Source organism: Erysipelatoclostridium sp. An173, assembly GCF_002160495.1.
In the GTDB taxonomy this organism is placed as follows: Bacteria; Bacillota_I; Bacilli_A; order Erysipelotrichales; family Coprobacillaceae; genus Thomasclavelia; species Thomasclavelia merdavium.
Genome location: NZ_NFKR01000022.1, coordinates 1 through 18562, shown reverse-complemented (window position 1 = coordinate 18562; position 18562 = coordinate 1). Strand labels below are relative to the sequence as shown.

The 18562-nt window shown below is 30.7% G+C and carries 21 protein-coding genes; 17 read left to right on the top strand and 4 right to left on the bottom strand.

Annotation, left to right across the window (positions count from 1 at the left end; all coding sequences use genetic code 11):
• Nucleotide 1: 1 nt before the first annotated feature.
• Nucleotides 2-1156 carry a homoserine dehydrogenase gene (locus tag B5F09_RS09805; RefSeq protein ID WP_087300830.1) on the bottom strand — a complete coding sequence of 385 codons (1155 nt, stop codon included), beginning with the start codon at nt 1154-1156 and terminating at the stop codon, nt 2-4.
• Between the two features lie 330 nt (nt 1157-1486).
• On the opposite strand from B5F09_RS09805, the gene thrC reads away from it, so the two are divergent.
• Entirely contained in the window at nt 1487-2968 is a 1482-nt protein-coding gene (gene thrC, locus B5F09_RS09800) for a threonine synthase (protein ID WP_087300833.1), read from the top strand.
• A 9-nt stretch (nt 2969-2977) separates the two neighbouring features.
• Nucleotides 2978-3871, top strand: coding sequence for a homoserine kinase (gene thrB / locus B5F09_RS09795; protein WP_087300835.1), 894 nt, complete (start codon nt 2978-2980; stop codon nt 3869-3871).
• Between the two features lie 40 nt (nt 3872-3911).
• Here the strand turns inward: thrB and B5F09_RS09790 are convergent, their stop codons facing one another.
• Nucleotides 3912-4148 (bottom strand): helix-turn-helix domain-containing protein, encoded by a 237-nt coding sequence (locus B5F09_RS09790; protein WP_087300837.1) that lies wholly within the window; start codon nt 4146-4148, stop codon nt 3912-3914.
• Nucleotides 4149-4283: 135 nt separating this feature from the next.
• On the opposite strand from B5F09_RS09790, the gene B5F09_RS09785 reads away from it, so the two are divergent.
• The 14 genes from B5F09_RS09785 (at nt 4284) to B5F09_RS09725 (ending at nt 16436) form a co-directional block, all read left to right on the top strand.
• On the top strand, nt 4284-4964 hold the full coding sequence (locus B5F09_RS09785; protein WP_087373884.1) for a ThiF family adenylyltransferase: 681 nt from the start codon (nt 4284-4286) through the stop codon (nt 4962-4964).
• Nucleotides 4965-4969: 5 nt separating this feature from the next.
• A complete protein-coding gene (locus tag B5F09_RS09780; RefSeq protein WP_087300841.1) occupies nt 4970-5212 on the top strand; it encodes a hypothetical protein in 243 nt (80 codons plus the stop codon).
• On the top strand, nt 5212-5952 hold the full coding sequence (locus B5F09_RS09775; RefSeq protein ID WP_087373882.1) for an alpha/beta hydrolase: 741 nt from the start codon (nt 5212-5214) through the stop codon (nt 5950-5952). The genes B5F09_RS09780 and B5F09_RS09775 overlap by 1 nt, the downstream gene beginning before the upstream one ends.
• 348 nt (nt 5953-6300) lie before the next feature.
• Nucleotides 6301-8859, top strand: coding sequence for a family 16 glycosylhydrolase (locus B5F09_RS09770; protein WP_087373880.1), 2559 nt, complete (start codon nt 6301-6303; stop codon nt 8857-8859).
• Between the two features lie 352 nt (nt 8860-9211).
• Nucleotides 9212-9649, top strand: a complete 438-nt coding sequence (gene rplM, locus B5F09_RS09765; RefSeq protein WP_087300847.1) for a 50S ribosomal protein L13 — start codon at nt 9212-9214, stop codon at nt 9647-9649.
• Nucleotides 9650-9666: 17 nt separating this feature from the next.
• Nucleotides 9667-10059, top strand: a complete 393-nt coding sequence (gene rpsI, locus B5F09_RS09760) for a 30S ribosomal protein S9 (RefSeq protein ID WP_087300849.1) — start codon at nt 9667-9669, stop codon at nt 10057-10059.
• 372 nt (nt 10060-10431) lie between these two features.
• Nucleotides 10432-11268, top strand: coding sequence for a sialate O-acetylesterase (locus B5F09_RS09755; protein ID WP_087155189.1), 837 nt, complete (start codon nt 10432-10434; stop codon nt 11266-11268).
• Nucleotides 11269-11740: 472 nt separating this feature from the next.
• Nucleotides 11741-11881: a hypothetical protein gene (locus tag B5F09_RS15030; protein ID WP_204215293.1), complete on the top strand. Its 141-nt coding sequence runs from the start codon at nt 11741-11743 to the stop codon at nt 11879-11881.
• Nucleotides 11847-12764 (top strand): YhcG family protein, encoded by a 918-nt coding sequence (locus B5F09_RS09750; RefSeq protein ID WP_204215291.1) that lies wholly within the window; start codon nt 11847-11849, stop codon nt 12762-12764. Before B5F09_RS15030 ends, B5F09_RS09750 begins: the two co-directional genes overlap by 35 nt.
• A gap of 359 nt (nt 12765-13123) precedes the next feature.
• Nucleotides 13124-13498, top strand: a complete 375-nt coding sequence (locus tag B5F09_RS09745) for a hypothetical protein (RefSeq protein ID WP_087373879.1) — start codon at nt 13124-13126, stop codon at nt 13496-13498.
• A gap of 31 nt (nt 13499-13529) precedes the next feature.
• Nucleotides 13530-13697, top strand: coding sequence for a hypothetical protein (locus B5F09_RS15210; protein WP_239404310.1), 168 nt, complete (start codon nt 13530-13532; stop codon nt 13695-13697).
• Nucleotides 13698-13884: 187 nt separating this feature from the next.
• Nucleotides 13885-14289, top strand: coding sequence for a PH domain-containing protein (locus tag B5F09_RS09735; RefSeq protein ID WP_087300854.1), 405 nt, complete (start codon nt 13885-13887; stop codon nt 14287-14289).
• Between the two features lie 215 nt (nt 14290-14504).
• Nucleotides 14505-16013, top strand: a complete 1509-nt coding sequence (locus B5F09_RS09730) for a DNA methylase (RefSeq protein ID WP_087373877.1) — start codon at nt 14505-14507, stop codon at nt 16011-16013.
• The gene (locus tag B5F09_RS09725) at nt 16014-16436 is read left to right on the top strand and encodes a hypothetical protein (RefSeq protein ID WP_087300860.1); all 423 of its coding nucleotides are present in this window, start codon (nt 16014-16016) and stop codon (nt 16434-16436) included.
• Here B5F09_RS09725 and B5F09_RS09720 read toward each other — a convergent pair.
• Nucleotides 16412-16777 carry a hypothetical protein gene (locus B5F09_RS09720; RefSeq protein ID WP_204215289.1) on the bottom strand — a complete coding sequence of 122 codons (366 nt, stop codon included), beginning with the start codon at nt 16775-16777 and terminating at the stop codon, nt 16412-16414. The genes B5F09_RS09725 and B5F09_RS09720 overlap by 25 nt on opposite strands.
• A 21-nt stretch (nt 16778-16798) precedes the next feature.
• A complete protein-coding gene (locus tag B5F09_RS09715; protein ID WP_087300863.1) occupies nt 16799-17326 on the bottom strand; it encodes a GNAT family N-acetyltransferase in 528 nt (175 codons plus the stop codon).
• Between the two features lie 335 nt (nt 17327-17661).
• Here B5F09_RS09715 and B5F09_RS09710 point away from each other — a divergent pair, with 335 nt between their 5' ends.
• Nucleotides 17662-18381, top strand: coding sequence for an N-acetylmuramoyl-L-alanine amidase (locus tag B5F09_RS09710; RefSeq protein WP_239404309.1), 720 nt, complete (start codon nt 17662-17664; stop codon nt 18379-18381).
• Nucleotides 18382-18562: the final 181 nt, after the last annotated feature.

The following is an 18562-nucleotide window of genomic DNA, read 5'->3' as shown; positions in this document are numbered from 1 at the left end:
TTTATCCCCTCACTTTAAAAATTGTATAATCTAAATTACCAAGACTAGTTGTCAACTTTGCTAATTCAACTTCGTGAGTGATATAGATATGATCTTGTTTTTCGGTAAAATATAATTCATAGTCTACATCGATAGGTCGGTCACAACGAAGATAATATTTTGATTTAGTGATTGGATAAATGTTTTGACAATCTTGATAATCATGGTTCCAGTACTCTTTTTGAGTTGTTTTAATAATATCACTAACAACGGCAGATGCTGTAACATAACGTCCAGCTCCTTTTCCATAGAAAATAACGTTTTCGACATAATCATTGTCGATCTCTATTACATTATATGCATCCATAACATTAGCGACTAGTTCTTTTTTATTAACTAAGGTTGCTGCAACATCTATTCCAATTCCATTATTGACTTCTTTTGCTTGAGCGATCATTTTAAAACGATAACCTAGTTTTTTAGCATAATCCATGTCTACTTTAGTTACATTTCGAATACCGCTAACAGAAATTTTATCAAAATCTATGAATTTTTTAAATCCATTTTGTGCTAAAATACAAATTTTATGTGCTGCATCGATACCATCTAAGTCTAATGATGGGTTCGCTTCAACATATCCTAAGCCATCGGCAATTGTCAATGCTTCGTTAAAATCAAGATTTTCTGTTTCCATTAATGTTAAAATAAAGTTTGTAGTACCATTTAATATACCAATAATTTCTTTGGTATTATTAGCAATTAAACTTTCTTTTTGACCAACTAAAACAGGGATTCCGCCACCAACGCTTGCTTCATAGAAAATATGGACATTATTTTCTCTAGCGGCAGTGAAAATTTCTTTACCATGATGAGCCAATAAAGCTTTGTTGGCAGTAACGACATGTTTACCGTTGTTGATAGCGCCAAGAATAATTTCTTTAGCAACGTTGATACCACCAATTAATTCAACAACAACATCAATTTCTTTGTCATTGATGACATCGTGAAAATCATTAGTATAAATAATTCCTTCAGGCAAATCTACTTCTTCAAGACCACAACCATATTTGATAACAACCTCTTCTTTAATTTCTTGTTCTAAGCGTTGTTTTTCATTAGTCAATATTTCGACAACTCCAAAACCAACTGTGCCTAGTCCAATTACTCCGATTTTCATTGTATTCCCCCTTATATAACAAAAATTGGCCTTTAATAAAAGGCCCTAACATCTTTGAAATTAATACTAGGACCAATTATATATCAGTAGGCATAATAATGGTATGCATTATTAAAATACCAATTACATTCATGCCTATCGATAACATAATTAATCCTCCAATTCTTTGATTTATGACATAGTACCACGGTTGTATACAATAAGTCAACGATTAACGATAATAATTGAAGTAATCAAAGTAATTTTACTTATTATGTTATAATAAAGTATATGTTGACTTATATAAATAAATTGTATACAATAATTTAAATCACATAGGGGGATTCTAGGATGGAAAAAAAATATATAAGTACACGAAACCAGCAAAAAGAAATAAATTTTTATCAGGCAATTGTTCAAGGTATTGGTAGTGATGGTGGTTTATTAGTGCCGGATTTTGATTTTACAAAAATGGATCTTGAGGCATTGATGAAATTAGATTATGTTGATTTAGCAACAGAAGTTTTAAGTACTTTTGTTCCAGAAGATGGAAAAGAATTAATTCATGAAGCTTGTAAAAATGCATATGGGAAAGGATTATTTCCTAAAAATGTAGTTCCAGTAAAAAAAGCTGGCGATGTTTTTGTGGCTGAACTGTTCCATGGACAAACAGCAGCTTTTAAAGATATGGCATTATCGCTATTACCTTATTTAATGACACTTTCATTAAAACAATTAAATGAACAACGAGAAGTTATGATTTTAGCGGCAACTAGTGGAGATACTGGTAAAGCAGCTTTGGAAGGATTTAAAGATGTCCCAGGAACTTGCATTAAAGTGTTTTATCCATTAGATGGTGTTTCTATGATTCAACAGCAGCAAATGGTTAGCCAAACTGGAAATAATGTTAAAGTAATTGGGATCCATGGTAATTTTGATGATGCACAAACTGCAGTGAAAAAAGCTTTTGGATCACAAGAATTAAAAGAAGCAAGTGATAAACATAATGTCTTTTTATCATCAGCTAATTCAATAAATGTAGGGCGATTAATTCCACAGATTGTTTATTATTTCCATAGTTATTTTGAATTGGTGCGTAATAATGAAATTAAATTAGGGGATGAAATTAATTTCTGTGTACCTAGTGGTAACTTTGGTAATTGTTTAGCTGGATATTTTGCTAAACAAATGGGATTGCCAGTTAATAAATTTATTTGCGCTTCAAATAAAAATAATATTTTAACTGATTTCTTTACTACTGGTAAATATGATGCTAATCGTGAGTTTTATAAAACTAATGCTCCGGCAATGGATATTTTAGTTTCTAGTAATTTAGAAAGATTAGTATGGTTTATGACTAAAGATGGGGATAAAGTTCGTAGTTATATGGATAAACTTAACCAGGATGGAGTTTATGAAGTAGATAAAGAAGTTTTTGAAAAAATTAAAGATCAATTTAAAGCAGGGTGCTTAAATGAACAAGAAGTATTAGAAACTATTAAGTCTTGTTATAATGAAACGGGTTATTTATTAGATACTCATACAGCAGTTGGTTATGGAGTATTGAAAAGATATCAACATGAAAGTGGTGATGATACTAAAACAGTATTGTTAGCTACTGCTTCACCATATAAATTCCCTGAATCTGTATATAAAGCTATTTATGGTGAGGAATTAAATGTTTATGATGCAATTGATAAATTGCATGAAAAAACAGGGGTTATGATTCCTAAACCATTAGTAGGAATTAAAGATCGTGAAGTATTGCATAAACAAGCAATTGATAAAAGTGAAATCGTTGATTTTATCAAATCAGAAATAGAAGCGATGTAGGAGGTTTTTATGAAAGTAAAAGTAAAAGTGCCGGCAACAAGTGCTAATCTTGGTCCTGGTTTTGACGTTGCGGGAGTAGCTTTGACAATGTTTAATACCTTTACCTTTGAATTGATGGAAAAAGGTTTAGAAATTACTGGATGTCCGCAACAGTTTTGTAATGAAAACAACCTAACATATCAGGCTTTTAAACAAGCAGCCAAAAAATGTGATTTGGATTATCAAGGATTAAAAATTGAATGCAGTGGTGAGGTGCCATATACTCGAGGACTGGGAAGTAGTTCGACTTGTATTGTGGCTGGAATTGTAGGTGCTTTTGCATTTAAAGATAAAGCTGAAGATCGTCAAGAAATTCTTGAATTAGCGACAGCAATAGAGGGGCATCCTGATAACGTGGCTCCAGCTATTTTTGGGGGACTTACAGTTTCGGTAATGGAAGAAGAAAATGTTTTAACTTTAAATATACCGGTTAAACATGATTATCGTTTTGTGGCTTTGATACCACCATTTACTTTATCGACAGAACAATCACGTTCAGTTTTACCACAGGTTTTACCAAGAGCAGATGCTATAAAAAATGTTTCGCATTTAGCTTTAATGGTTGCCTCATTGATCAATGGTTTTGACGATGGCTTAAAACTTGGTTTTAAAGATCGTTTACATCAGCCTTATCGAGGTGACTTGATTGCGGGATATTGTGAAATCATGGATGTTTTAGAAGAAGATGAGCAAATACTAGGTGCCTATTTATCAGGGGCTGGACCAACTATTATGGCGTTGATTCGAGCAGAAGATAAGATGGGTGTTGTTAGAATAAAAGAAGAACTTGGTGATTTAATTAATGATTGGCAAGTAGTTAAATTAGAATTAGATCAGCGAGGATATACAGCAGATTATGAATAAGCATTTGATTTTTCAAATGCTTTTTAAAATGAAAAGAAATCTAACGTTTATTAGATTTCTTTTTGGTATAATCAGTTTTATCATCGGTACGACCGATTAAGTAATCAACAGTGGTTTCATGAAATGTAGCTAATTTAGCTAAGATTTCAGGATCGATGGTTCGTTCACCGCGTTCATAACGTGAATATGTTTTTTGTGATACGTTTAAATATTCAGCTAATTCTCTTTGTTTTAGATCTTTGTCTTCACGTAAATCTCTTATCCTTTTGTATCGCATAAAACCACCACCTTAGTTTATTATAGTGGTGACCGAATTGGTCTATACATTTTTAGACCTAATTGGACTATAAAAAAATATTTACTCTTCTTTATTAAATATGGAGATTAGTTTATAATAAATGCGAGGTGTGTTATGGAACAATTTTCAAGGATAGAAAGAATGGTAGGTTCATCATGGGTAGAACAACTTCAAAATAAAAAAGTAGCTGTTTTTGGACTTGGTGGTGTTGGTAGTTATGTAGTAGAAGCTTTGGCACGCGGTGGTGTTGGGGCTTTGGTTTTAGTTGATCATGACATTGTAGATATAACTAATCTTAATCGTCAGTTATATGCTTTACATTCCACGATTGGAAAAGCTAAAGTAGAAGTGGCTAAAGAACGCTGTTTAGATATTAATCCGCTGCTTAAAATTACCACATATCAAAAATTTTATTTGCCTGGAAATGGTGATGAAGATATTTTTAGTGATTGTGACTTTGTTGTAGATGCCATTGATACTGTTAAGGCTAAAATAGCTTTAATTGAAGAGTGTAATCAACGAGGAATAAAAATTATTTCTTCAATGGGAACTGGTAATAAATTGGATCCTGGCAGCTTTAAAATTGATGATATATATAAAACTAGTGTTTGTCCGCTCGCTCGAGTAATGCGTCGTGAATTGAAAAAACGCGCTATAAAAAAATGTCCGGTTTTATATTCAACAGAAATACCGCAAAAAGTTGCTGGCGGTACACCGGGAAGTATGAGTTTTGTACCATCGGTAGCAGGATTGATGATTGCGGGTTATGTGATGAAAGAATTAGTAAAGGAGTAGATGAAATGGAAGGTATAGTAGAAATTAATAAAGATGATTATATTGATCAATGTTTAAAGATTGTAAAAGAAATGGTGACAACAGAAGATTTTAGTGATGAAATCTGGTTAGCTTTAACAAGTGAAATTATGGATACATGTGTACAAATCGGAGGCGATTATAACGAAGATAGTATTCGGTTTATAACTCAACAATATTTAGACAATAAAGGAATTCATCGCTTTAAAAAAGCGCACGGTATTTATTAATGCAACATTATTGTGAAATTCCAACATTTAAAGGAACTATGCGTGGTTTCTTTCATAAGCCAAATGTTGATAAACATCCGGTTTGTATAATTTTTCATGGTTTTACTGGTCAAAAAACAGGGACAAAATTTTCTTATGTACAATTAGCTAGAATGTTAGAAGCTAAAGGAATTGCAACTTTTAGATTTGATTTTCTTGGAAGTGGCGAAAGTGATTTAAACTTTAAGGATATGACTTTTAAAGATGAACTTGCTTGTGCTAGAATTATTTTAGAAGAAACACTAAAAATGGAAAATTGCACGGAAATTTATCTTTTGGGTCATTCAATGGGTGGAGCAGTTGCTAGCGAACTAGCAAAGCTATATCCTGATGTAATTAAGAAAATGGTTTTATGGGCTCCGGCATTTAATTTACCAGCGGCTCTGGATTATTTAACAGGAAAAATGGAGCCTAATCAAGAAGGGCTTTATGATCATGGTGGATTTGAAATATCTCAAGATTTTGTTGATGATATTTTAGCACGTGATTTTTATCAAAATTTAGATACATATAAAAATGATTTGTTAGTAATTCATGGAAGTGAAGATAAAACAGTTCCATATGATATTTCTAAAATTTATATTCCTAAATTTGGAAAGCAGTTGCAGTTTGTAACTATTGAAGGTGGAAATCATAATTTTGATACTATTGATCAAATTAAAGAAGTGTTAAGATTATCACTGGAATTTTTCTCTAAATAGACTATATTAGATCGCTTAGGCGATCTTTTCTTTTTATCATAAAGAAGTTATATATTTTAACTAAAAATTTAGTAAATCATAAAGACGGTATTAAGATATGTTTTAAACGTAATTTTAAATATAATAACAAAATAATAATTAAAAAACTGCTTATTTAATCATAATTTATTTAATTTTGTCACATTAAATAAGTAAAAATCTACTAAAATATCTTTACAAACAATATCAGACATTATATAATGTAAGCGTATTCGTTGAGGTTGATGTGTTTTGAAGATATTTAAGTCAGCATAAAATGTCAAATCAATCAAAAACAACTGGTACTATTATAGAGAAAGGGAAAAGCATATGAAACAAAAGAGAATGACTAAAGTGTGTTCATTGGTGGCTACATTTGGTATGGTTAGTAGCATGTTTGCAACTGCTAATATTGTAAATGTAGATGCAGCTTCAATTGACACAGAATATGATTTAGTAGATTTGAACACAGGTGAAGCTACTGAAGCAGATTTAATTACTAATGGCGATTTTGAAGATAATAAAACTGGTTGGCAATTTAAAAATTCAGACGTTTTAAATTCAAAAGAAACTGCAGCTAGTGGAAATTATCATGGATTATTAAAAGAAAACCAAAATGATTCAGTATTATATCAAACACTTAAGGTAAAACCTAACACAGATTATGTTGCAAAAGCTAAAATTGCTGTTGGTAAAGTTGGTGGGCAAGTTTTCTTTAATGTAAAAGCTAACTACCTAGCAACAACAGTAAATGAGGGAACAACAGTTTCTTGTAACTCACAAGATCAAGTAGGAGTTTATCAAGAAGTAGAAATCAAATTTAATACAGGAAATTATTCTGAAATTCAACTTTGTGCTATGAAATGGGCTGATTCAGCAAGTGGACCTATTTATGAAGCACCTATTTATGTAGATGATGTTTCAATGCATGAAGTTGCTAGTTCATCTGGAGATGAAGATTATGACATCGTATGGGCTGAAGAATTTAATGAAGATGAATTAGATACAGATACTTGGGGCTATGAATTAGGATGTATTCGTGGTGTTGAACAACAACATTATGTAAAAAGCGAAGAAAATGTATTTATGCGGGATGGAAACTTAGTATTAAGAGCTACTGATCGTGCTGAAGAAGATCAATATACAAATCCTCGCGGATCAAGAAAAGTTATTTATAACTCAGGAAGTGTTCGTACTCATGGTAAACAAGAATTCTTATATGGAAGAATCGAAATGAGAGCAAAATTACCTAAAGGTCGTGGGGCATTCCCAGCATTCTGGACTTTAGGTGCAGATTTCACACTTGATGGTAAAATTAATAAACAACAAGGATATGGATGGTCACGTTGTGGAGAAATCGATATCATGGAATTATTAGGTGGTCATGAAGGTGAAGATAGAAATAAACAAGTATGGGGTACTGCTCATTTCTATGATCCAGATATCGGTGATCAATGGGATCAAGATACTACTGGTTCAGGTGGTAAAATGTATACAAATGATACTGATTTCAATGATGATTATCATGTATTCGGTATTAACTGGTCTCCAGATAAAATTGAATGGTATGTAGATGGTGTTGTGTACAACACATTAGATTTAACTAACCCTCAATGGGGAGAATCAGCTAAAAAATGTTTCAATCGCCCACAATATATTCAATTAAATCTTGCAATGGGTGGTAACTGGCCTGGTGATACAGTACCTGGTTTAGCAGGAACTGAATTCCAAATTGATTATGTATATTATGCACAAAACGCAGAACAAAAAGCTGCTGCTGAAGAATATTATGCTTCTGCCCCTGAACTTAATGGTGTAAGCGATGTTACAATGGTTGAAGGAGATACTCCAGATCTATTAGAAGGAGTTACATCAACTAATGATACATTTGTTGATTTCTCAGTAGAAAATGAACATATGTTTAAAAATACTGGTGGATTAACTTCTGTTGATTTATTATGTACTGGTAAAGATGATGTAGCAAGTTTAGCAAATTTACCTGCTGGTAAATATAATATTCATTATACTGCAATTCCTAACGGTATCGAATATGATGATGTTAGAGGAGTAAATCGTGATACTGATTATAAATTTACTCGTAAAACAGCTATCTTAACAGTAGTTGATAGAACTTTCCCAAGTGACTTTGAATTAAATGGAGTTATTGGAAATAAATTAGAAAGTATTGCACTACCAGAAGGATGGTCATGGGTAAATCCAGAAACAGTTATTGAAAGTGAAACTGGTGAATATGAAGTACAATTTGTAAATGGATCATATTCAAAAATTGTAACTGTAACAGTAAATGCAGTTGCTGTTGATAAAACAGAATTAGAAAATACAATAAATAATGCAGTTGCAGAAGTAGGAAAAGATGCCACATACACTAAAGCTTCAAGAGCGGCTTTAGATAAAGCTATAGCTTCAGCTAGAGCAGTGTTCGAAGATGCTGATGCAACAAAAGAAGAAGTTGCAAATGCTATTCAAGCATTAAATAATGCAATTGCAAACCTAGAAAAATATGTAGATGAAAAAGATGTTAATGATTTAATCGAAAAAGGTAATTCTTTAGTAGGTAAGACAGATGCTTATACAAAGGATTCATTAAATAAATTATCTGCAGCATTAGCTGATGTTAAATCAGCATTAGAATCTGGAGATAAAGAAGCAATTCAATCTTCTTATGCTAGATTAAACGAAGCTATCGCTGGATTGGTAAAAAATGATACTACAACTGATCCTGGTGTAACACCTTCAGATTCAAATTCAGGATCAAATTCATCAACTGCAGTAAAAACAGGTGATGATGCAGCAATTGGTACAGCATTATTTGTATTAACTATGTCTGCTGCAGGAGTAGTATTATTCAAAAAAAGAAAAAGATGCTAATATAAAAATATAGATATGATAGACTGCTGATAATATCATTATCTAAAATAAAAAATGTCCGGCTCAGTGCCGGCATTTTTTATGGTTATTATACAAGGTAAATATATTTATGATGGATGATATTGGGTTATAATTTATATAGAAAATATTTAATTTGAACAAAAATATTAAATAAAAAAATTATCTTGACTACAATAAAAAATAGGGTTTATTTTAAAACTAGAAAAAGACAAAAAATCTATGAAAATAACAAGATAATTTGTAAAAATAATTGACATTGGATTATGAAGTGTTTATAATGAGAATGTTCTTATGAACCTAAGTCCCCGGTAAGGATAAAGGAGAAGAAAAAATGAGACAAACAACTATGGCTAATGCAGCCACAATCGAAAGAAAATGGTACGTAGTTGATGCTGAAGGATTAACTTTAGGACGTTTAGCATCAGAAGTAGCAAAAGTGTTAAGAGGTAAACATAAACCTACTTATACACCACATGTAGACACTGGTGATTATGTGATTATTGTAAATGCTGACAAAGTAGTAATGACTGGTAAAAAATTAGATTCAGTTAAATATTATCATCATTCAGGTTGGCTTGGTGGTTTAAAAGTTAAAACTGCACGCCAATTCAAAGAAAAAAATCCAACTGGTTGGGTTGAAGCAGCAGTAAAAGGTATGTTACCACATAATACATTAGGTAGAAAACAAGGTATGAAATTATTTGTTTATGCTGGAAGTGAACATCCACATGCAGCACAAAATCCTGAAGAGTTAAAAATCAAAGGGTAAGGGGGTAAGAGAGAACAATGGCAAATGTACAATATCGTGGAACTGGACGTAGAAAAACTTCTGTAGCTAGAGTTATTTTAACACCTGGTACAGGAAATATTACAATTAATGATAAACCAGCAAAAGATTATTTACCATCAGATGTATTATTAATGATTGTTAATCAACCATTAGAATTAACTAATACAACTAATCAATTTGATGTAAAAGTAAATGTTTATGGTGGTGGATATTCAGGACAAGCTGGAGCTATCCGTCATGGTATCTCAAGAGCATTATTAGAAGCTGGTTCTGATTATAGACCAACTTTAAAAGCTGCTGGATTCCTTACTCGTGATGCACGTGTTAAAGAACGTAAAAAATATGGTCTTAAAAAAGCAAGACGTGCTCCACAATTCTCAAAACGTTAATTTTTGGGAATGCCCAGAACAATTCAAAGAAACTCAAATCAGCAAAAGCCTTTATTTATCGGCTAAAACTCGATTTGAGTTTTTTTGTATATTTATAAATTAAAAACGGTAAGCGACAAGTAAGATACAAAAAAACTAACCATATTTCTCTATTTCTCTATGATGTGATAGATGAATAAAATCATCTTGTGTATCGAGATGTAGATGAAGATAAGGATATCGTATTTCATGATACAAAAAGTATTACTCTATCTGATTATCTCAGCAAACATCCTATTGTGAAAAATAAGCATGTAAGTTAAATTATCTTGTAATAAAAAACTCCACATGAGATAATTTAGTTAGATAAATTAGAATTTGTGGAGGTGTTGAATGAAAAGTGTATTAATGATTGGACAGTCCAACATGGCTGGACGTGGATTCATAAACGAAGTACCGATGATTTGTAATGAGAGAATCCAGATGTTAAGAAATGGAAAATGGCAAATGATGACAGAACCAATTAACTACGATCGTCCTATATCAGGAGTAAGTCTTGCGGGTTCATTTGCTGCAATGTGGTGCATGGAAAACAAAGAAGAACAAATCGGCTTGATTCCATGTGCGGAAGGTGGCAGTTCCATTGATGACTGGTCTATAGAGAAAATATTATTTAAAAATGCAATTATTCAGGCAAAATTTGCAATGCAAAATAGTAATTTGATTGCTATTCTGTGGCATCAAGGAGAAAATGATAGCTATAATGGTAACTACAAAACGTATTATGAAAAATTACATACAATTTTTGAGGCTTTAAAAAATGAACTTAATTTAGATGATGTACCGTTTATTATTGGAGGACTTGGTGACTATTTAGGAAAGATAGGCTTTGGTTTTAATTGTACAGAGTATGACTTGGTGAATAAAGAATTATTACGATATGCCAATGATCATAATCATGTATATTTTGTAACTGCCCAGGGGTTGTCAGCAAATCCAGATGGCATACATTTAAATGCTGTCTCTCAAAGAAAATTTGGGGTTCGTTATTACTATGCCTACAAAAACAAAAAGAATGTGATAACACCTTTGAAAAACGAAGAAAAATTATTAGAGTCATGTATTAATATTCCATATACTCAGAATGAAATGAAATATTTAGCTATGATGGATTTGACAATGGGAAAATGTAGTTATGAAGAGTTCATAACAAAAATGAAAAATCTCTAACTTTCAATCTGACTAATGGAAATAAAATAAAGAAAAGAATTAGAATTTTACAAAGAAGTGTAATTGTATGAATAAAGCGATTGTTGTAATGAGGATTGCTATTCTTACTTCTTTGGAAAAAGATAAGTAATTGACTGGCAAATTCCAGTTTGTAGAGTATGAAAATCGAAATTATATCAATATAAAGAAAAACAGGTATTTCTTTGAGTTGAAAAGTAGTTATGAAACTATAAAATACTAGCTATAACGTAAATAGGTGTGATATGTCGTTTTGGCAATGCAACAAGTAAGCGACAAAAAGGCTTAAAAACCCTTATTTCATAAGGTTTCGGAGTTCTCAAAACGTTAATAATAATTGTTGTGAGAAAATTAGAGAAGTATTTAGACTTTGTAAGAAGTTTAGATGCTTCTTTTTTTCTTTTTAAAATAAGGGTATAATAAGAATAATTAATATTGAAAGGAGTAGTTGATTGTGGAAAATAATTTGTTAAACAATGAAGCATTAGTAAATGAAATTGCTAGTATTATCACAAATGCTAGAAATAATGTCGCAAAACAAGTAAATAATGAACTTTTAAATGCTTATTGGAATTATTGGTCGTGTTATTGTTGAAGATGAATTGAAAAATAATCGTGGTGAATATGGGAAAAAACAATTACTTGCTATTTCAAAAAATCTTACTAATAAATTTGGAAAAGGTTTTTCACAATCTAATTTATATAACATGAAAATGTTCTATACGAAATATCCAATTTTCCAGTCAGTGACTGGAAAATTGAGCTGGACTCATTATTGCGAATTATTATATATATCTGATGATGACAAACGTAGTTTCTATGAAAAAGAAGCAATTAATGCAAATTGGTCAGTAAGAGAGTTAAAAAGACAAATTAGCTCTTCATTATTCGAAAGGTTGTTATTATCAAATGGGGAGACTAATAAAAAGAAGGTTCTTGAATTAGCGTTAAAAGGAAATGAAATTGCCAAACCAAAAGATATAGTAAAAGATCCTTATGTTTTTGAATTTCTAGGTCTGCCAGAAAATAAACCAATGATGGAATCTGATTTGGAAGAAGCTCTTGTTAGACAAATTGAAAAGTTTCTTTTGGAACTTGGAAAAGGATTTATGTTTGTAGGAACTCAGCAAAGAGTAACGTTCGGGAATACTCATTATTATGTTGATATGGTTTTCTATAATAAGATTTTAAAATCTTATGTATTGATAGAATTAAAAACTATTAAATTAATGCCTGAAGCAGTTGGGCAACTTAATATGTACTTGAATTATTATACAGCAGAAATTAATGACGAAAATGATAATCCACCAATTGGATTGATTTTATGCACTGATAAAGGCAATGTTGATATACAGTATGCATTAGGAGGCTTGAGTAATAATATTTTTGCTTCAAAATATGTAACATATATGCCTGATAAGGAACAATTAATTGCTCAGGTTGAAGCTGTATTATCATCTAATGATAATACAGAATAAGTGGATATAAGTTTTGTGAATGGTTATGGCAATGCGACAAGTAAGAGACAAAAAGGCATTAAAACCCTTATTTTATAAGGTTGCGGAATTCTCAAAAAGATAATTTCAAACAAATACAAAAAAAGATTCAAGTTTATCTTGGAGCTTTTTTGTATACTTTAAAATATAAGTATTAGTTAATTAGCTAATATTTATTAAAATGGAAGAATCAATTTAAATTAATTGGTTGATGCTTTTTATGCTAGAAATACTACTGTTTTAACAATCTAAAATTATTTGAATAATAGTGTGTGGTTGTATTGGATTAACAAAAGTGAGATAATTTTTTTAGATAAATTATTTATTGGGAGATGCTAATAATGAAAAGAGAATTAGGAATTGCCAGATGTGGACTAGCATGTTGTTTATGCAGTGAAAATGATCAGTGTCATGGTTGTCAGTTTGATGAATGTCTAGGTAGTGGCAGTTGTGAAAATAGAATTTGTTCAATTGAAAAGGGGATTACACATTGTTATATGTGTAAAGAGGATTGTAAAAAAGGAATATTAAGAAAAATTAAACCATATGCATTTACTTTATTTGTAAAAAGGTATGGAGAAGATAAGTTGTTAGAGTGTTTAGAAGCAAATGAGAAAAAAGGTATCGTGTATCATCGTCAGGGAGTGTATGGTGATTATGATGATTTTGATGATGTGGAAAAATTGATAGATTTTATTATGACAGGAAAAGATTAGTTTTAAAAAAAGCGACTTGGAGGATGGATTGATGAGTGATTTTGGTATAAATGAAATGCAGGAAATGCAAAAAAGGTTACAAAATAAATATAAAAATATATGGGAACCAATCACACCAGAAAATGGCAAAAATAAATTATTATGGATGATAGGTGAAATAGGGGAAGTCATTGATATTATTAAAAAAATGGTGATTTAAAAGCTTGCAGTGATACTAAGTTACGAGAAAATCTTATTGAAGAGATGGCAGATGTTCTTATGTATTATAATGATGTAATGTTATGCTATGGAATTAGTGTGGATGAACTTAAACAATCATATATAAAGAAATTTGAAAAGAATATGAAACGCTGGTAAATATTATTATAAATTGGAGATGGTTAAGTGTGATAAAATATGAAGGGAAAAATAGCTGGTGGATAATATTGATTTTTGTAATATATAATATCTTGCCACTGGTATTTATTTTATATGAAGTTTCTGATTTGTTTACAAATATTTGGTGGCTTTTGTTTTGGGTGTTTTATTATGGGCTTAATTTGATCTGGATTCCTGTTTTTGTAAGAAATAGAGTAGAATTATTTGATAATTATTTTATTTTTTATTATGGCTTTGGGAAAGAGAAAATAGTTATAAAAGATATATTAGAAATTAATAGAAGTCGTAATCCTATTGCTTCAAGTGCAAATTCATTAGATAGAATTCATATTGTGACAAAAGATAAAGATTTTTACATCTCTTTAAAGGATAATGATGATTTTATTAATGAAATAAAGCAGCGAATTATATAAAAAATATTTATATAGTTATTAATTGATAAAATTATCGTATATAAAAAATGATAAAGCATTATTGACTAATTGGAAACTTATTTTAATATTATAAAAATAAAATAGTTTAGATATTTGAAGGATATTATCGTCCTTCTTTTTATTTTATTGTTGATAGTAAAAGATTAGCTGTAGTAAAATGGTATATACTTAAATTATCAAGGAAGGTGGTCGTGATGAGCAAACAGGTATATATTGCAATTGATTTAAAATCATTTTATGCATCTGTTGAATGTGTTGAACGTAATCTTGATCCGTTAACAACGAATTTAGTAGTTGCTGATGGTAGTAAAACTGAAAAGACTATTTGCTTAGCTTTATCACCTTCATTGAAACAGTATGGCTTGCCAGGACGGGCGCGTCTTTTTGAAGTTATTCAAAAGGTAAAAGAAGTAAATATTAAAAGGCAAAGGCAGATTAAAGGTCGTTGTTTTCAAGGTGAATCATATAATGATGACGAACTTAAAAATAATCCATATTTAAAATTATCATATATCATTGCAACGCCCAGAATGGCTTTTTATTTAGAATATAGTGCTGAAATCTACAAAATTTATTTAAAATATGTGTCACCTGAAGATATTCATGTTTATTCAATTGATGAAGTATTTATTGATGCAACGCATTATCTAAAAAATCTTGATATTCATCCCAAAGATTTTGCGAAAATGATTATTCAAGATATTTATAATACATTTAAAATTACAGCAACAGCCGGAATCGGTACTAATTTATATTTATGTAAAGTTGCTATGGATATTGTTGCTAAACACATAAAACCAGATCAAGATGGGGTAAGGATTGCTTCATTAAATGAAAAGATGTATCGAAAATATTTATGGAACCATCAGCCAATAACTGATTTTTGGCGCGTTGGACGTGGCTATAAACAAAAATTACAAGAAGTAGGTTTATATACAATGGGTGATATAGCTAAATGTTCAGTCGGAAAAGCAGATGATTATTATAACGAAGAATTGCTCTATGATATGTTTGGTGTCAATGCTGAATTATTAATCGATCATGCCTGGGGTTATGAACCATGTACAATGAAAGATATAAAATCATATAAACCTAAACATAACAGTATTGGTTCAGGCCAGGTTTTAAGTTGTCCTTATGATTTTAAAAAAGGACGTTTGGTATTAAAAGAAATGCTCGATTCTTTAGCGTTAGATTTGGTTGATCGGCATTTAGTTACAGATCAAATTGTAGTAACTGTAGGGTATGATCGTGGTAATTTAACTAACAATTATAGTGGAGCTTTAATGGATGATCGATATGGTAGAAAAATTCCTAAGCATGGACATGGTACAATTAATTTAGAATGTTATACTTCTTCATCAATAATTATTCGAGAAAAGGTATTAGAGTGGTATGATCAAAAAATTAATAAATCTTTGACAATTAGACGTTTTAATTTATCGGCTAATCATGTTATTGATGAAAGTACAATTGAACATCAAGAATCATTTATGCAAATGGATATGTTTACTGATTATGATCAACTCTTGCTACAAGAAAAGCAGTTGCAAGCTAAGCTTAAAAAAGAAAAAAAACTTCAGGAAACAACATTAGCTCTTAAAAAGAAATTTGGTAAAAATGCGGTATTGAAAGGAATGAATCTAGAAGAGGGAGCGACAGGGCGCCAAAGAAATAAGACAATAGGAGGTCATAAGGCTTAAATGGCAAATAAAAATAATATTCATGATTATAGTGATATTATCGATCAACCTCATCATGTTTCAAAAGTTCATCAACCAATGACTATGTATGAAAGGGCGGCTCAGTTTGCACCGTTTGCAGCTTTAACCGGTCATAAAGATGCGATTAAAGAAACCGAACGTTTGACTACTAACAAAAAGATTTTAGATGAAAATCAAATAGAAATAATTAATCGAAAGTTACAACTAATCGTTAATAATATTCATTTACAACCAACAGTTAAGATAGTTTACTTCCAAAAAGATTTAAGAAAAACAGGAGGTAAGTATATTGAAAAAATAGAAAAAGTAAAAAAAATCGATGAATATACTAAAAAAGTAGTATTGATTGATGGAACAAAGATAAACATTGATGATATTTATATAATAGAAATTATGAAATAAATCTTAATTAAAAGAACTTTTTTAGTTCTTTTTTTTAAAGAAAATTTTTCAATATTATTAAACATATCTTTGCGTAAATTTTTGGCTAAACCACATGAAGCAACGGCACATGACGAACCTGCTAAAGCTCCAAACATTAAAGATAAACCAGCCATTAGTATTAAAATTAAACCATATTTTAATATTGAATCCAAATCAGCGCCGCTTTTTACCTGGTTTACTAGTGTTGCAATAATAAAGGGAATTAAACATTCCATTACTACTTCACCGCTAACTAAAATAGGTGTCATAATTGAAGCTCGTTTATATTCACGAATACTTTTTGCTAATACTTTTATCATTAAAATTTCCCCCTTTTCATTTTAATTAAAACATTGAAAATCATCTTTATTTAGACGATAATCATAGGCTGTTTGTAATTGTCCTCTAGAATCCTTGTAAGCATCTTTTTCAATTTGATGCAGTTTAGCCCCTAATGATTCATAGACGTGCCTTGCTCGTTTGTTGTTAATATTTGTTGTTATTTTAATTTGTTTATAATTGTATTTAAATAGTTCGCTAATAAGCATCGATAGCAAGATTTTACCATAGCCCTTATTTTGATAAGTTAATTCACATATTTTTATACCAATTTCAGCTAGTTTTGTACTACGATGAAAGTAAATCATTTCCCCAATTTTTTGTTGATCAATTTCAATAATAAGACGACATTTTTCTTTAGGGTCATTTTCTGTTTTTAATTGTTCTATTACGTCATCTAAACTTATTTTTAATCCATCATAAAATCCAGCGTGAGCCATAACGCGACCATCATTCCACCAATGATATAAAATTGTAGCATCGTCAATGGTTGCATTTCTAATAATGATATTTTGATATTGTAATTTCATAGATTCCTCCAAGTATAAAATTATTATTTTTAAATATGTAATTATTATAAAACAAAAATAGTGATTATATAGATATAATTTATATTTATAAATTAGTAAAAATAATAAGTAAAGTTTATAAAAAAAGACGAGCTGCGATTATCAACTGGATTTACGTGATAGTCACAACTCGTTGTATTTTTATAAATTAAATTGTCTAAATAAAAAAACAGCATATAAATAATAAAATATCAAGGTTAGCCAGATTATTAAAAGAGGTATAATTAAATTTTTCTCAATTATAAGAAAAATACATTTATTTGTAGCTATTTGCATATAATCCTATAGGTGATTTTGTGAAAAGAACATATCTAATGATAATGATTACAGTAATGGTATATATAGCAAGTAATCTATTTATCAAAAAAACAGAAATTCCTGTAAATAGTGAACAAACTTTAAAAAACGTTTCTATTGTTATAGACCCAGGACATGGTGGGTTGGATAATGGAGCAAGTGCCGGATCTGTAAACGAGGCAGAGCTGAATCTGGAAATATCATTTGCGTTAAAAGAGGAGCTTGAAAATCGTGGTGCTACTGTAAACCTGACCAGGGAAGATGGGCAGGATCTAACAAGACGTAATCATCATTACTCTAAACAGGATGATATGTATCTAAGAGTAAAAAAGATAGATTCATTCAACAGTGATTATCTGATCAGTGTTCATCTGAATTCAGCACTTTCAAGCAGTGTCTGGGGTTCTCAGGTGTTTTATTACAATAACAGTGAAAAAGGGAAAAGATTAGCTAATGAGATCCATGAGTCAATGAAAGAGATTACTGGAAGCAGCAAGGTTATTTCAGGGGCAGATTTTAGAGTGCTGAGAGCTACCAAAACAGTAGGAGTGCTTATAGAATGCGGGTTCATTTCCAATCCTAACGAACGGGGCCAGCTGCAAAGCAGCAGATATCATAAAAAACTGGCGGTTCAGATATGTGATGGTATAGAAAATTATCGTAATAAATACCCTGAAGATACAATTAATCAGGAGGATTATAAGAAAATGCTTGAATGATCTGAAAGCAGAAAGTCACTGCTGTTTTATATCAAAAAAACAAAGAGATAAAAAATGACAGGGAAAAAGAGCGATAAAAAGGGAGAAAAAGCGGGAAGGGATAAAAAAAGTAAAAAAAGGTATTTACAAAGGAGAGAGGATGTGGTAGATTAATAGGGCACTCGAGAGAAGGAGCGAGGTT